The 15,799-nt window shown below is 33.7% G+C and carries 10 protein-coding genes; 3 read left to right on the top strand and 7 right to left on the bottom strand.

The window, feature by feature from the left end; translation table 11 throughout:
• Positions 1-14: 14 nt before the first annotated feature.
• The 7 genes from AC6CH4_RS03915 to AC6CH4_RS03885 form a co-directional block, all read right to left on the bottom strand.
• Complete coding sequence (locus AC6CH4_RS03915) at positions 15-182, bottom strand: T9SS type A sorting domain-containing protein (protein ID WP_498100338.1); 168 nt, start codon at positions 180-182, stop codon at positions 15-17.
• A gap of 141 nt (positions 183-323) precedes the next feature.
• On the bottom strand, positions 324-5,447 hold the full coding sequence (locus AC6CH4_RS03910; RefSeq protein ID WP_498100336.1) for a T9SS type A sorting domain-containing protein: 5,124 nt from the start codon (positions 5,445-5,447) through the stop codon (positions 324-326).
• A 105-nt stretch (positions 5,448-5,552) separates the two neighbouring features.
• Positions 5,553-5,990, bottom strand: a complete 438-nt coding sequence (locus tag AC6CH4_RS03905; RefSeq protein ID WP_498100334.1) for a retropepsin-like aspartic protease — start codon at positions 5,988-5,990, stop codon at positions 5,553-5,555.
• Positions 5,942-8,632 carry a CHAT domain-containing protein gene (locus AC6CH4_RS03900; RefSeq protein WP_498100332.1) on the bottom strand — a complete coding sequence of 897 codons (2,691 nt, stop codon included), beginning with the start codon at positions 8,630-8,632 and terminating at the stop codon, positions 5,942-5,944. Before AC6CH4_RS03900 ends, AC6CH4_RS03905 begins: the two co-directional genes overlap by 49 nt.
• A gap of 151 nt (positions 8,633-8,783) precedes the next feature.
• Positions 8,784-10,736 (bottom strand): PKD domain-containing protein, encoded by a 1,953-nt coding sequence (locus tag AC6CH4_RS03895; protein WP_498100330.1) that lies wholly within the window; start codon positions 10,734-10,736, stop codon positions 8,784-8,786.
• 186 nt (positions 10,737-10,922) lie between these two features.
• Positions 10,923-11,900 carry a hypothetical protein gene (locus AC6CH4_RS03890; RefSeq protein WP_498100328.1) on the bottom strand — a complete coding sequence of 326 codons (978 nt, stop codon included), beginning with the start codon at positions 11,898-11,900 and terminating at the stop codon, positions 10,923-10,925.
• 200 nt (positions 11,901-12,100) lie between these two features.
• On the bottom strand, positions 12,101-12,400 hold the full coding sequence (locus AC6CH4_RS03885; protein WP_498100326.1) for a hypothetical protein: 300 nt from the start codon (positions 12,398-12,400) through the stop codon (positions 12,101-12,103).
• Positions 12,401-12,528: 128 nt separating this feature from the next.
• On the opposite strand from AC6CH4_RS03885, the gene AC6CH4_RS03880 reads away from it, so the two are divergent.
• The 3 genes from AC6CH4_RS03880 (at position 12,529) to AC6CH4_RS03870 (ending at position 15,792) form a co-directional block, all read left to right on the top strand.
• Positions 12,529-13,113, top strand: a complete 585-nt coding sequence (locus AC6CH4_RS03880; protein ID WP_498100324.1) for an RNA polymerase sigma factor — start codon at positions 12,529-12,531, stop codon at positions 13,111-13,113.
• Between the two features lie 2 nt (positions 13,114-13,115).
• Positions 13,116-13,841 carry a tetratricopeptide repeat protein gene (locus AC6CH4_RS03875; protein WP_498100322.1) on the top strand — a complete coding sequence of 242 codons (726 nt, stop codon included), beginning with the start codon at positions 13,116-13,118 and terminating at the stop codon, positions 13,839-13,841.
• 286 nt (positions 13,842-14,127) lie between these two features.
• On the top strand, positions 14,128-15,792 hold the full coding sequence (locus tag AC6CH4_RS03870) for a S41 family peptidase (protein WP_498100320.1): 1,665 nt from the start codon (positions 14,128-14,130) through the stop codon (positions 15,790-15,792).
• Positions 15,793-15,799: the final 7 nt, after the last annotated feature.

Raw genomic sequence — 15,799 nt, 5'->3', positions numbered from 1 at the left:
GGAATCTAATCCCTTTATTTCTTCACAATTTTGACTGTTTTCGTTTTTCCTTCTGATTTTACTTTTAACAAATAAACCCCTGAGGAGACATTTGATAAATCAATTTCAGAGTAATGAACCTTTATGTTGTGAATAAAAAATAGTTGTTCTTTATTTTTAATTTCCGTTCTTGTTTGATACATAGAATTTAGATTGAAAAAATCCCAAATTCCAATTAAGGAGTTTGGGATTTTTCATTGTTTCCTAATGAAGCGTCAGTTTGGAATTTGGACTCGAGCGCTAGCGAACAGGCGAAGCAATTTCTTTATTGGAATTTAACTCCTTTATTTCTTCACAATTTTGACTGTTTTCGTTTTTCCTTCTGATTTTACTTTTAACAAATAAACCCCTGAGGAGACATTTGATAAATCAATTTCAGAGTGATCGCTATTTATTGTTTTAGATAAAATAGATTGTCCGGTAACTGAAACTATTTCAACCTCATCAATAACAGCGGTATTGTTTATAGTTAAAGTATACTGCACAGGATTTGGATAGAATTTAAAATTAGCTAATACAAAATCTGGTGTTGAAAGGGCACCATTCAATTTGGCGGTTACCGCAAGACGTTCTTTGCTTTCAATTCCGTTGACAGTTTGAGACGCATAATATGTCGTTCCGTTAACCAAAACTGTTGATAATGGCAGAGGGTTTTCGTTTGTTTTGCTGGTTTTTCCTTCTAAAGTATTAGGAGTGCTATACCACTTAATATTTTGTCCATTAACAATAAGATCTGCTAAAGTTTGCCCGGGTTTAAAATCAACAGTTATTGCCTCTTTATTTTCTATTAAAGGAGCTGGCGGATTAATAACAAAATTCAACATTACATAACATCCACTTTCGTCCCGAACAATTACAGTGTAGTTGCCGGCTTCTAAATTTGTGAATGTATTATTTGCAGAAAATAAATTTGTATTAGGAGAAATGGCATAGAGGTATTTACCCGAACCACCCACAGCGGTTATGGTTACAGTTTGATCTACAACAGTTAAAGAGGCAGTTATAGGCAGTGGTGCTGTTAATTCTACAGCTGAAATTGCTGTACAGCCATTGCTGTCCCGAACTGATATAATATGAGAACCTGCAGGCACATTAAAAAGGTTACTGCTTTGAAATGGGCTTCCATTCAATGAATAAACATATGGTGCCTGACCACCAATAACATTAGCTATAATTGATCCATTCTGCGTACAAGTTATTGGTGAAACAATAGTTGCCATTAATAGTAAAGGATTTACAGGATCGATTGTTGCAACAAGCGAAGTTGTATTATATTGGTAGTCGCGCACTTTTATAGCATAACTTCCAGGTGTAGAGGTACTAAACACATTCGAAGTTGTATAAGTAATTCCGTTGTCAAATGAATATTGATACGGAGCAGTTCCTCCAATTGCACTTACCGTTATAATTCCATTAGAATTGCACGTTAAAGGAATTACACTCGTCGTAGCAACAAGTGCCGGCGGCGATACGATGGTAATTCCTGGTTGTAAAAATGTACATCCACGTGCATCTGTAAGCTCTGCAACATAAGATCCAGATGTTAAATTTGTAAAGATGCTAAAGGTTTGTGGCGCGATTATTTCTGTTCCATTACTATTTTTAAGAGAATAAAAATAAGGAGCGGTTCCTCCGGAAGCAGCAACAGTTATTTTTCCGTCACTATTCATTGATGATGTAGGATTTATAATGCTGACTGATAGTGATAAAGACGCTGGCTGTGCTATTATTATTGTAGACGTAGTAGTACATCCGCCAACATCTTTTGCAGTAATATTATATAGTCCGGGAGCTAAACCACTGAAAGTATTTGATGAGGTATATCCGGTTCCTATTGAATACGTATAAGGAGCATTTCCTCCGGTTGCTGTTGCTGTTATTTTTCCATCTTGAGATCCGTTACAATTAACATCACTTTTAGTTAAATTAATTGCTAAAGAATTAGGCTGAGAAATTGTCGTATAAAATGACATAGAGCACCCTTTACTGTCCTTAACAGATACATTATAAATTCCAGCGATTAAATTATTAAAGGTTTTATTTGAAAAATAATCAGTACCATTTATAGAATAGCTGTAAGGAACTGTGCCACCAGAAGCATTTACAGTAATTGTTCCGGTAGCCGAATTAAAGCAAGTTGCATTTGTAATATCAATAGTAGATGCCAGGGCTGAAGGCTGAGTAATCACTGCAGGTTTTGTAACAATACAACCTAGTTTGTCTTTTACTGAAACAGTATAGTTGCCTGGTGCTAAATTACTAAATGTATTACCAGACTGGTATCCTGCACCAATTGAATACGTAAAAGGAGCAATTCCGCCAGTTGCAGTAACTCTTATCAATCCGTTATTATTACCGTTACAAGAAACATTTGTAATTGCAGTACTCATAGCTATTGGAGTATATGGTGCAATAGTGATGACCTTTCTAACAATACAACCAGCATTATCCAGAATATTTACCGTATAATTACGGGCAGCATATACGTTAAACGTATTTGTAAGACTGTTAGGTCCATTATCTACCGAATATAAGTATGGAGCAAGTCCGCCAGTTACAGTAGCTTTAATCGTAGCACTACCAGTACAATCGAGAGGTCTAATTATAGCAACATCAACAACTAATGGTACAAGCGGATCGATTACTATAGTAGTTGTGTTCGAAATCGTATTGGCAGCATCTTTTACCACTGCATTATACGTTCCGGCATTTAGAGTAGTAAAAACATTGGCCGTTTTGTATGTTAATCCACCATCAATTGAATATTGATAAGGAGCTATTCCTCCGGCAGCGGTAACAGTAATTGTTGCCTTAACACCACAATTTAGTGGTTTGGTAATAGCTGCTGTAGAAGTTAAAGGAATTGGATCTTCGATAGTTACATTGTATGAAGACTCACAACCATTTGCATCTTTTACAAATACATTATGTTGTCCCGAACTTAAATTTGTAAAAACGTTCCCATACTGAAAATTCACATTATCTGCAGAATATTGATAAGGAGCTGTTCCTCCGGTAGCGATAACAGTTACAGTTTGGCCTTCAATATTAATATTGGAAAGTATAGAAGTTGGTTGTGTTATTACATATTCGAACTCTGATGAACAGCCAATGGCATCTCTTGCTCTAATCGTATAAGTTCCGGCGTTAAGTCCACTGTAAATATTGCTAATAGTATAAGGACTATTATTTATAGAGTATTCGTAGGGAGCTTGCCCGCCAACAGGATTAATTATTATAGACGCAGTACCGCCGTAACATGATATTGAAGTGTCTGATGCTGTTATAACTAAAGGCGAAGGAGATTGAACTATTGTAGATAGTATTGGTGAAACACAACTATTGCTGTCTTTTATAACTATATTATAAGTTCCAGTAAGAACATTAGTAAAAACATTAGCAGGGCCATAAGTTACTCCTCCATCTATAGAATAAATATAGGGTACTTGTCCTCCTGTTGCCTGAACAGTTATTGAATTATTAATACAATCTGAAGGTGTAACCACAGTAGTTGCAGTTATCGGACTAGGTGAATTTACTACAATTGTGTTTGAATTAGAGAACGTATTTGCAAAGTCTTTTACTTTTACAGTATACGTTCCGGCCGGAACATTAGTAAAAGTATTGGTCAATTGATACGATGCTCCCCCATTTATTGAATATGCGTATGGTGGTTTGCCACCTGCAGCATTAACAGCTATAGAAGCACCACTTATACAATCTGATTCTTTAACGAGTATTGCCGAAGAAATTAAAGGATCCGGAACCACAACCGATGTCGCAAATGTTCTTGTACAGCCGTTAGAATCTCTTACTTCTATAAGATAATTTCCTGAAGTTAAAACAGTAAAAACATTACTAGTTTGATAAGAACCCCCATCTAAAGAATATTGATAAGGAGCAGTTCCTCCAGATGAAGTTAAGGTTATGTTCTGGCCTGAAGTCGATAAAAGTACAGTTAAAACTGTTGGCTGATTGATTGCATGATAAATAGTTGATACACAACCAGCAGCATCTCTTACTTTAAGTGTATAAGTTCCGGCATTAAGTGTGGTGAAAATATTGCTACTCGTATAAACGCCATTATTTATAGCATATTGATATGGAGCCTTTCCACCAGTAGCAGTAATTGTTAGGGAAGCATCACCAACACCGTTACATAATATTGAAGTATTTGAAGCAGTTATAACTAAAGGTGTCGCAGGCTGTATTGTTGTGGTTACAGATGAAGATAAACATCCTTTACTGTCTTTTACAATTATAACATAAGTACCAGGATTTGGAGCGCTAAAAACATTAGAAGAAGTAAAAGTCATTCCGCCGTCAAATGAGTAAATATAGGGCGATTTTCCTCCTGTAGCTATAGCAGTTATTGTTCCGGTACTACAATTTGTTGGGTTTATAACAAGAGCAGTTGCGCTTAAAACAACAAGTGGATTTATTGTTATTGCAGTTGGATTTGAAATCGTATTTACCGCGTCTTTTGCAGTTATAGAATATGTTCCTGCTGGTAAATTAATAAAATTATTATTGACTTGGAAAGGACTACCATTTAAGGAATAAGTATAAGGAGATTGTCCACCAGCAGCAAATACAGCTATTGAAGCGTTGCTATTTGCACTACAATCCATTTCCTTGGTTATAATAGCCGTAGCAGTTAAAGCAGGTAGCACAGTTGCAGGAACAGTTGCTATACAACCGTTGCCGTCTCTTACCATAAAAATATGGTTTCCAGGTGTTAAGTTTTGAAAAACTGGACTTGGCTGATAGTTTATTCCTTCTAAAGAATATTGATAAGGTGCAGTTCCTCCAATTGCCGTAATAGTTGCCATTTGGCCCGAAACCATTGAGGTTGTATTTAATGTTGCAGGTTGTGTTATTGTGTAATTAATGGTAACATCAGGACAGATAGGGTTATTGCCTCGTACTTTTATAGTATAAACTCCGGCTACCAAATTATTATAATGATTGTTACTTGTAAAGAGACTGCCATTTATTGAATATTGATAGGAGCCACTTGGAGAAACATTAATGGTCAACGATGCCGTATTGCTTCCCTGACATAACACTGGTGTATTAGAAGCTGATACATTTAAAGAAGGAAATACAGTAAAGTCAAAATAATTAGTTGAAATAGTTCCATTATTATCTATTCTTCCGTAAATTTTTGTTATCCCCGGAGTACCAATATAATTCGTTGGGTTGGCAATGACATTTGTGTTATTAGTTGCATCTTCCAGACTCAAATGATAACTTACAGTAGTTTCATCCGGATTTAAATTACCAATGAAATCTGCTTTTAAAGAAGTCAGATTAAAAGGTTCCGTTTCGCAGATGGTAACCTTGGTAACTTGGGCATAAAATAGATTGGTAAACAAGAAAAGAAAACAAAGTAAAGTTTTTTTCATAGTATTAGATTTGTTAAAATGGACTTAACAAATGTAACACAATAAATATTGTTAAAATTACGGTATCCCGTAAATACATAAAAATTTGAACCTAAAATGAAGCTTTCATTTTAAATACAAACAATGGTTATAATAATCTATAATAGCCTTACCCTCCAATAAAACATCCGCACCTATAATACCATGAACAGCTTTTGCTTTGTAAGCTTCCAAGGCTTCATTAACATGTGAAAGATCAAAAATAACAATACTAAAATCCTGATTTTTCCAGCTTCCCAATTGTAATAAATTGTTGCCTGAAATTTCTGTTTTCATTCCGGTTCCGCCGGCTCCTGAAGCTTTTGTTTTAGATTTTTTTGAGGCTAATTCAAAACGTTCAATACTTTCAAATCCTACACAGGAATTAGAAGCTCCGGTATCTAAAATGAAATTACCAGAAACACCATTGATTTTAGCTTTTATCAAAAGATGTTGTGTTTTGGTGACTTTGAATTTTATTTTTTTGTAATTCTCTTTTTTGAGAATCTGGTGAAGATTTTCCATTTCTGATAATGATTGAAAATCAAAAATAAACCAATTACAGTCAAAAAGCTAATGATGTAATAGATATAATTATTTGATTCTTCTTCAGATGAAATGGAGCCGTAATACACAAACGAGCTCCAGTAATAAGGAGATTTCTTTGCATTTGAAATGGTCTTATCATTTAAAAAAGCAATTTTAGCATTGGCATTGGCTTCAAAATACGGAACATCATTTTTGATATTTTTATAAAAATCAGTCATGAAAACGGATGTCGTATAATCGTTTACTTTCCATAAAGAAAATAGCAAATTTTGTGCGCCGGCAAACTGAAAACCTCTTGCAACGCTCATTGCACCTTCTGCTTTATAGAGTTTTCCAATTCCGGTTTCACAGGCACTTAAAACTACTAAATCCGGATTGAGGTTGAGGTTATACAATTCAGTATATAAAATTTCCTGATCATAAAATTTAATACTCGCCGGAGTTTCAATATCGCCTGAAGAGGCATGGGTACTCAAATGCAAAATCGAATAATTTGCAGCATTCTTTTTAAAATTGGTGAAACTGGCTTTCGAATTTTCTAAATATTTTCCTTTGAAATTATTTCGAATAGATTCTAATTCTTTTTTCGAATAAGACAATTCAAAAGCCGTTTTTTCAAATATTGGAAAAACGCCTAAAATTGTTTTTTCTGAATTTGAAACAGGTTTTGAATTCAAATAAAAACTAGCCGAAGTATTATAAGCAATCTTAAAGTCATTCAACAAATAATGCATTTTGGCAAAATTGGTTGTCTTTGATTCTTTGGTAATCAAAGCTTCAAAAGGCAGAAAATTCAAAATGCCATCTGGAATAATGATGAGGTTTTTATATATTGCGTTTTGAGGTAATTTCAACATGTCGTAAAGCACTTTTCCGTATTTATTATATCCGGAAATATCGTTTGTAATAGCATCTGCGGAATTAAAATAATCTATAAATTGTGCAATTTTAGGAATTGCAGTATCTGTAATATTAATAAGTTGAAGATTAATTTTCTGATTTTGTAAAGTGAAATAAAACAAATTTTCATCACCCATAAAATAATAAACCATTAACGCTTTGTCTTTTTCCAATTTTGACAAAAGAGTTTTCAAATCGAAATTTTCAGAAATTGAAGTAGAATTTTTAAATTGAATTTGCTTCAGCGAAAGCATTAATTCGTTTTGTTTTTTTATTGCCGAATTAATATTTGAAATATTAGCCGAATTTCCTTTTTGTTGTTCTTTTAAAATATTATTATTTAAGTTTTGAAATTCTTTTAAAAGTAATTTTTCTTGTGTCGAAGCCAATTTAATAGTGTTGCGATAACCTTTTAAAATTCCGGATTTTGTTTTTTCTGATAATTGAAAAGCTTCTTCTAAATATTGAATTTTGTTTTCTGCCTGATACAAACGTTCGTAAATCGAAAGACATTTTTCAGTACGGTTTCTGGCTCGCATTTGAGTAATGATTTTTGAGTTTTCATGAACCAAAACATTCATCAGTAAATCTTCAATATGAAAAGAAAGTAGATAAGCTAAAAGTGCTTTTTTGGGTTGATTTTGTTTGATATAAATAGCAGCTTTCAAATCAAGAACATCTAATAAAGCTGTCTCAGCATACAAATCATTTTGTTTTGGCAGAATGGTTTTTGAATTGTAATTTGGAATTAAAACTTTAAAAACAGCTTCAATTTCTTTAGAACTTTCAGTATATTTTCGTTGTTCAAATAGTAACAAAGCCTTTTCATAATACAATTTTGCGATTTGTCTCGGTTGTTGATTCGGAGTTTCAAAAAACAATTTTTCTGCCTTTTTTAAATAAAAATTAGCAAGCTGGTAGTTTTGCCATCTTATGTTTAACGAAGCCAAATTTCTGTAACAATTTGATAAAGTTCCTGATTGATCTTTTTCCTTTTCCAAATATTGAATTGCAGCTTTAAATGATTTCTCAGTATTATCAGTTGAACTCACAACAAATAAAAACTTATTAGAATTCAACATATAATTATTCCCCAAATTATTCAATAAAATCCCTTTTTGAACATTCGATAATTTCTCCGTCTTCAAAGTATTTTCCAATAACTCAATCGCAAAAGAAATCTTGCCAGAACTCTGATAAACATTTGATAAATTCAAAATTGCAGCAAATTTTTGTTTTGAGGCGTCAGGATAATTTTTGGAAGTATTGACAATAAAAAAATATTGTTTAATGGTGTTTTCGGCACTGTCATAATCACCCAAAACCGTGTATAAATTCCCTAAAGGTTTTAGACAAAATTCAATAATATCATAATTAGAGAGTTGTTGCTTTTGATAAATTTGCCAGGCTTTTTCATAACTCGAAATCGCTTTTTCGGTTTGTCCGAATTGATTTTCATAATACGCTTTATTACAGTTTAAAACCACAATCGCCAGCAATTCATCGGAAGTTTTTGGTTTGGAATTTTTCCAGAAATCAGCTTCCGTTTTCGTTAAATTTTGTAACGCTTTCGCGGAAGGATGAGCGACGAAAACATCAATTGCATTATATATTTTATCTTCCTGATGCTGTCCAAAAACATTCAGATTTATAAAAAAAAATATAAACCAGATAAGATTACGTATTTTTCTTCCACCATATAAGTAATATAAGTTCATATTATATTGTTGCGTATAATTCTAAGATTAAAATAAATAGGTCATATAAGCTCTATAAATACTATGTTAGTTCTTAAACATAAAGAAGCATATTTCGATAATAAGTAATCAGCTTTTAACATGAACTTATATTACTTATATGATGAAAAAATCAAAACTTCCATATCCCATAAAACTGGAAATAGTTAAAATTCTGTTCAAAGTTGATTACGTATCTCGCGCCCAAACTCGGACCAATTCTCGCAAAACCTGCCGTTAAATCAAACAAAAGGCCTGTTTTAAAATCAGCAAAAGAATTTTTTATCGTATTAGATGTTGTGGTGGTACTAATTAAAAAATTCTCTTTATCACCTTCAAAAGTTTCGATTTTTATATTCTGATTTTGTTCTTCAGAGACATTGATGTTCGCCTGAATTCCGGCACCAATTCCAATATAATTATTAATGTTGTACCGAATCAAAAGCGGAACTTCCCAATTGACATTTTTGTTTTCCGTTTCAGTTGTTGTACGGACCAATTGTCTTACTCCGTTTGCGTTTGTATTTATTACATTTTGAATATCAACTTCGCTATCATATTTATTTAAAGCATTAACCCATTCTGCCTGCCAATAAAAACGATACGATTTAAAAGGCGATATTGTGGCACCCACAAAATAACTCGTCGATTTTTCTAAATCGGGATAGAGATTATAACCAGCTTTTGCACCAATCGAAATTCCGGGTAAGAATCGGGTAGTAGCGTAATTGGTAATTATAGGTTCGTTTTTATCAAATATAATTGCCGTTCGGCTTCGGGTTTTTACTTTATGAAAGTCTTCTGCAAACTTCATTGAATATTTTACAAAACCTTTGGTAGAATCTTTTTCATGTACATTTTTCTGTTCGCTTCCGGGTAAATAAATGTTTTTGAAAGTAAAGAAAATCTGTTTTTGTTTGATGATCGTATCCAGACAACTTACGGTTGGTTCTTCGTCTTTTGGACAAATCGGACATTTAGGATACATGTCTTCAATCTGAAAAGTCTTTTTGTCAAACATATCCGGAATATCCGTTTCTAACCGAATCATTCTCGCCGGACCTTCGCCGTTGTTTTGAAAACGGGTTTTAAAATTCACTCTTTTAAAACGCACCAATCTGTAATTCATAAAACTTCCGTTGGATCCCATTTTGTTTGGGTCGTGAGAAGTTACGATTTCCATTTCGAGATTTTTTATTTTATGGTTTTTATAACTTCGATTTGGAACAAAAATCCCACGCATTGTAACCGTTGCGCTGGTATCTTTAATCATTTCCGGAGTAGTTTTAAACGTATAAAAAACATTGTGTGTTTCGCCAGGATTTGTATCATCAAATTCTAAAATATTGACATTATGATATAATTTATTTGCTTCTGATAAGGAAGCATCCAAATCTTCTTCAGCGGTTGTATTTCGGTATTTTTTGAGTTTGATTGTATTTTCGGCGGAAGCCAGATAATTTTTAGAATCATCAAGATCATCTACTGAAGCAACAGTGTTTTCTTTTACTTCACGTTCGTTGGCATAGGTTCTAAAATCGACCAATTCAAAATTATTGTTTTTGAATTGCTTTTCATTATAAAACAAATACAGTTTTCCGCTCGCAACATAATGCTCCAAATTTTGATAACCTACTACGACTACCATTTCCTGTTCGGGAATAGGATCGCAGTTTTTGATAATCGCAAATCCGTTTTGATCTTCTATGGAAGCGATGTCTTTATAGTTGGTATCTGTAATATCATTTACAGCTACTTTTTTAGGTCGCGTTGCCGGTGGTTTTCCGTTATCGTAATTGTTGGTTACGGCAAGTTTTGTGGTGTAAGTTCCTTTGTTCTTATAAACGTGTTTCGGTTCGGCTTCTTTACTGTAATGCCCGTCACCGAGTTCCCATAAATAAGAATAACTTGGTTTTGGCGCACCTGCAATCGGAATCAAGGGCGGTGTTTCTGGCTTAAAAGTAACGGCATTTCCGTTTTGAATAAAACCAATAGAGGCTCTTCGGGTTATGGTGTCTTTTACTTTGGTTTGTCCTATTGAGAGAATAGAAAATAGAATAAAGAAAATAGACAAAAGTGGTTTCATAGCTAGTAGTTTTTTAGCCCTGATAGTAGTGGAAATCCTTTTGCTGGCTCCTTTAGACAGGAAAAGATTGCAACGAATAGCAGGATTAGCTTCTAAAAATCATCAAAGTTAATTTTAAAAACTGGATTAAATGTAAAAAAAAGTGATGAGCAAATCACCACTTTTTCTTAAAAAGTATTTTGTAAGTTACTGAATAGCATTGATTGCGGCTATCAGTTGTGCTTCGGTACCGACTACAGTTTCAGCAAGTGTAAAGGTGTAAACATCGTTTGCAGCAACAGTTACGGCTTTTATTGCATAACGCCAATTGCCATTCTCCTCAGTCACAAAAATCACGTGACATTTTAAACCAATCGGAATTTGACCGTAATGTTCGCTGAATAATCCTGCGGCTGTGTAAGTATCTAATTTAGCCAATGCATTTTGTCCTTCACCATCGTAAGACAAATAAACAGCGCTATTGTTATTGTCATAACCATCAGGAGCATCTACAAGAAGGGTTGTTTTAGGTCTTGGGTCGCTGTAGAAACGATCCACATTTGTCCATCCAAAGTTTCCAAAAGTTACATAATAGTTGGCACCTTCACCCTGAACACCACCTTTTCCGCCATTAGCATCTTTGGCTTCTCTCCAGGCTAATTCTCCTTTATCGTCGATTACACCAGCCCATAAAGTCATGGCATTGTCTAAACCATCTGTTAAAGCAGTCGGAATCATCATATTCATAGAACAGGAATTTTGAAGCTCAACGCCGCCCTGAGTGGCTTTGATAAAGATTTCACCTCCGGAAATTAATAGGTTTTTCTTTCCGTCAGCCGTAATTCCCATTGTTGGTTTATTCGTAACCAACATATTTCCTTTGTCAAAAAGCTCGATGTATTCGATGTCTACAGTTCCTGTTACCGGATTTCCATTTTTAGTTAAACAGTTTCCGTTGATATTTACTTTTACTCCTTTTGCAGAAGTAAAGGTTACTGCTCCGGCTCCGGCTGTAATAGTAAAATTTTGTGTGTTTCTTTTAACTCCTTTTTCACTGATACTTTTAAATGCTGCCGAAGTTGGAGGCGAAATAATAATGTCATCACCATCACTGTTAGTGTCGCAACTTACTAACGTGATTACTAATAAAAATAAAAGACTGATAGTTTTAAATTTTGTGTTCATGATTTCTGGTTTTTATAAATCTGTCTTGATTCGTTTCAAGTGGTTTTCAGATTCTGGTTGTTAATTTTAATTTTATATTCTTATATCAATTCGGGTTTGATATTGTTACCCTTATTTTCAAAATTTATTTTTTAAGCTTGTTTATATGGTTATATCAACTCGTCATTAAAATTGTTACCTCTGTTTTTTATTTTTTTAATTCATACTGAGAGGCATTTGTCTTCAAAGAGGTTTCCGTCTTCATCAACGGCGACCAGTATGTTCTTTTTCTGCGAAAGCGTAATTATTAGATACAACCAGACAAATGACCAAAGTCCAAATGTCAGACAAGTCAAAAAGAGATGGAAGGAATGTTTGATGGCTTTTTTTTCTTTGGATAAAACCACATAAGGCAGCTTCTCGTTATGTTCAATAACTACAAAACCATTTCGTTTTTTGGCCGAAATCATTTCGTAAAATTGATCCAGATTTTTATTGTTTGTAAATTGATACGTTTCCATTTCTCTTAATTTTTTATTGTTTTAAAAGATTGTTGTACCGTTATATCAATTTGATTTTGTAATTGTTACCCTTGTAAAAGAGATTTAATTCAGATTCTTTTTCTAAATTAGCTATCAAAAAGTTTTTTATGGGCGCAAATAAAATTCATCCTGACCAAATGTATATTGAAGGACTTGCTGCAAATGATTCGGCAATCATTCAGTCTATATATAAGAAGTTCGTTCCAAAAGTCGTTTTTTTCGTCATGAATAATTCCGGCGATAAAGAACAGGCACAGGATATTGTTCAGGAAGTCATGATTTTGCTTTTTAATCAGGCGAAAGCCAATACATTAAAATTAACCTGCCCGTTTGATGCCTACTTTTTTTTATTATGTAAAAGGAAATGGCTCAATGAGTTTAAAAAAAGATCTAATAAAGGGGTAACAATTAATGAAGATGTAGTATCTATGAATGAATCTGCACTCGAATTAATTGGACAAACAGAAGAATTTGACGAAAAACAACAACTTTTTGATACCATGTTTCAGAAATTGGGAGATAAATGTCAGGAGCTTTTAAAACTAAGTTTTTCAATTAAATCGATGGAGGAAGTTGCTGAAAAACTCAACGTTACTTACGGCTATGTCCGTAAAAAGAAATCGTTGTGCGTGGGTCAGTTAACGCAGTGGATTCAGGAAGCCAAAAATTTTAATTCTCTAAAAAACAATTAGTCATGAACGAAGAACGCTATATATTATTTGACCAATATCTTCAAAGCGAAATGACTGCTGCTGAAAAAACTGATTTTGAAAAGCAATTAGCCGAAGACCCGGAATTTGCATCAGAATTTGAGACTTTCAAGGCTGTACAACTTCAATTGGAAAACAAATTTGGATTTGAAGCCGAAAGAGAAGCGTTTAAGGAAAATCTGACTCAAATTTCAGAAAAGCATTTCAATAATAGTAAACCAAAAGTAGTATTGATGCGTCCGTGGTATTTAGCAGCGGCAGCCTCTGTAATTATTTTATTCGGATTGTTCTTTTTTGACTATAATCAGAATCCGTCTTTTAACGATTATAATCATCCAGGACAAGCTCATTTTACAGAAAGGAGCACTACAAATGTGCATTTATTGCAAGCCGAAAAAGCTTTTAATACCAGAAAGTTTAAGGAAGCCATTCCGTTTTTTGAGGCAGCTTTAAAAGAAAACAAAGCTCCGGAAGTTCAGTATTATTATGGGATTTCTTTATTACAAGTTAGTCACTATCAAAAAGCCGAAGCTGTTTTTAACGAATTGAAAGCCACAAGCCCGATTTATAAAGACAAGTCACTTTGGAATCTGGCTTTAATAAAATTAAAACAAAAAGATTATAAAGGCTGCAGGCAGATCCTGCAAACCATTTCTCAGGATTATGAGGATTATGACGAAGTTCAGGAGCTTTTAGATGCTTTAGATTAGTTTTATTTCACAGAGATACACGAAGAATTATTCGCAGAGTTTTAAAAAGCTTTGCGAATTTTTTTTAACCGCAAGGTGCACAAAGGGTTTACGCAATCCCGAAGCCTCGGGACGCAAAGTTTTTAATTTTCTTTGCGTTCCATAGCGTAAACCCTTTGTGCACCTTGCGGTTAAATACTTTTTCGCCTTTACGTAAAGCCGTAATTAAATTCGAATTTTAATAACTACATTCGAACTTATTTTATGCCAAAATACCCAAATCTATTTATAACCTAACCATTATTAAATGAAAAAAATTACCCTCTTTTTTCTTTTAGTTCTCACACAAATTACCTTCGGCCAGGCCAAAATTACAGAAACCGAAAAACTTGCCGCAATCTGTAAAGTTTGGGGATTCTTAAAATATTATCATCCAAAAGTAGCCAGTGGAGAGTTAAATTGGGATCAACAACTTCTCGATATTTTACCAAAAATTGATAAGGCACAAACCAAAGCAGAATTCTCTTTAGTTCTGGAAAATTGGATTGATGATCTTGGTCCGGTAAAAGAAATTGCGCCAATTGCTACACCAAAAGATGTCAGGTTTTTTGACAAAAATTTTGATTTAAGCTGGATTAATAGTAATAAATTGTTTTCAAAAAGGCTTTCGAAAAAGCTCAAATTTGTTGAAGAAAACAGATTTCAGGGCAAACAGTTTTATGTTGAAGGAAAAGAACATGTTGAGAATGTCTCTTTGATAAATGAGCGTTATGATGATCCCAATTTTAATGATAAAAATTCCAAACTTCGAATGATATTTATGTACTGGAATGTTGTCGAATATTTTTTTCCGTTTAAATATTTAATGAGTCAGAAATGGGATGAAACTTTAACAGAAATATTACCTGAGGTTGTCAAAGCTGAAAATCACAATGATTTTTACATAGCAATGAAAAAAATGGTTTCAAAAATGGATGACAGCCATACAGAGTTTTTTGTATATCAGTCGGCTTCGACAGGAGAAGGAAAAAGCAGATTTTTTCCTGCTGACGGAAAAATTATTGATGAAAAAATAGTGGTGACAGAAATTTTAGGCGACAGTCTGGCCGAGGCTTATGACATTAAAGTAGGCGATGTAATCACGAAAATAAATGACAAAACAATTAAGGATATTATCTCAGAAAAGAGAGATGTAATCTGTGCTTCAAACGATGCTGCTTATTTAGACAAACTGACAAAGATTATCTTGATGAATTCCTCAGATAATGTTAAAGTAGAATTTCTGAAAGATGGGAAATACGAAACAAAAGATATGATTTGGTTTGATTATCATGATTCTCACAGAAATGAATTTAAAAAGGGAGCCATGAAAAAGAAAGACAAGTTTAAGCTTTTAGATAATAATATTGGCTATGTCGACATGGGGATTATTAAACCGAGAAATATTCCAGCAATGATTGAAGCTTTAAAAGCTTCCAAAGCAATTGTTTTTGATATGAGAAATTATCCAAACGGAACTTTTAGAGAAATATCACAATTTTTAAATTCTCAGGAAAAAGAATTTGCCATTTACACGCGCCCATATTATGGTTATCCGGGAAAATTTATTTGGGATGGCGGAACGAAAAGCGGTTCTGAAAACAAAGATAATTACAAAGGAAAAGTGATTGTTTTGCTTAATGAGAACTCAATTAGTCAATCTGAATGGACTGCAATGTGTTTCCAGACATCGGGCAATACGACAATTATTGGAAGTCAGACAGCAGGGGCAGATGGAAATGTAAGTCAGTTTGACTTTCAGGGATTCCATACTTTGTTTTCAGGAATTGGGGTTTATTATCCTGACGGAAGAGAAACACAAAGAATAGGTATCGTTCCGGATATTGAAGTAAAACCAACCATAAAAGGAATTCAGGAAGGAAAAGATGAGGTTTTAGATCGTGCTTTGCTTTTTGTTGAGACTGGGAAATAACACCTGG

The organism is Flavobacterium sp. GQ95, assembly GCF_059758655.1.
This window is presented reverse-complemented; position numbering and strand designations above follow the sequence as displayed.

Bases quoted from the DNA above. Each gene is read 5' to 3' on its own strand.
- AC6CH4_RS03880 (WP_498100324.1), top strand. From the start codon at position 12,529: ATGGGCGCAAATAAAATTCATCCTGACCAAATGTATATTGAAGGACTT.
- AC6CH4_RS03900 (WP_498100332.1), bottom strand. From the start codon at position 8,632: ATGAACTTATATTACTTATATGGTGGAAGAAAAATACGTAATCTTATC.
- AC6CH4_RS03885 (WP_498100326.1), bottom strand. From the start codon at position 12,400: ATGGAAACGTATCAATTTACAAACAATAAAAATCTGGATCAATTTTAC.
- AC6CH4_RS03870 (WP_498100320.1), top strand. From the start codon at position 14,128: ATGAAAAAAATTACCCTCTTTTTTCTTTTAGTTCTCACACAAATTACC.
- AC6CH4_RS03875 (WP_498100322.1), top strand. From the start codon at position 13,116: ATGAACGAAGAACGCTATATATTATTTGACCAATATCTTCAAAGCGAA.
- AC6CH4_RS03910 (WP_498100336.1), bottom strand. From the start codon at position 5,447: ATGAAAAAAACTTTACTTTGTTTTCTTTTCTTGTTTACCAATCTATTT.
- AC6CH4_RS03895 (WP_498100330.1), bottom strand. From the start codon at position 10,736: ATGAAACCACTTTTGTCTATTTTCTTTATTCTATTTTCTATTCTCTCA.
- AC6CH4_RS03915 (WP_498100338.1), bottom strand. From the start codon at position 182: ATGTATCAAACAAGAACGGAAATTAAAAATAAAGAACAACTATTTTTT.
- AC6CH4_RS03890 (WP_498100328.1), bottom strand. From the start codon at position 11,900: ATGAACACAAAATTTAAAACTATCAGTCTTTTATTTTTATTAGTAATC.
- AC6CH4_RS03905 (WP_498100334.1), bottom strand. From the start codon at position 5,990: ATGGAAAATCTTCACCAGATTCTCAAAAAAGAGAATTACAAAAAAATA.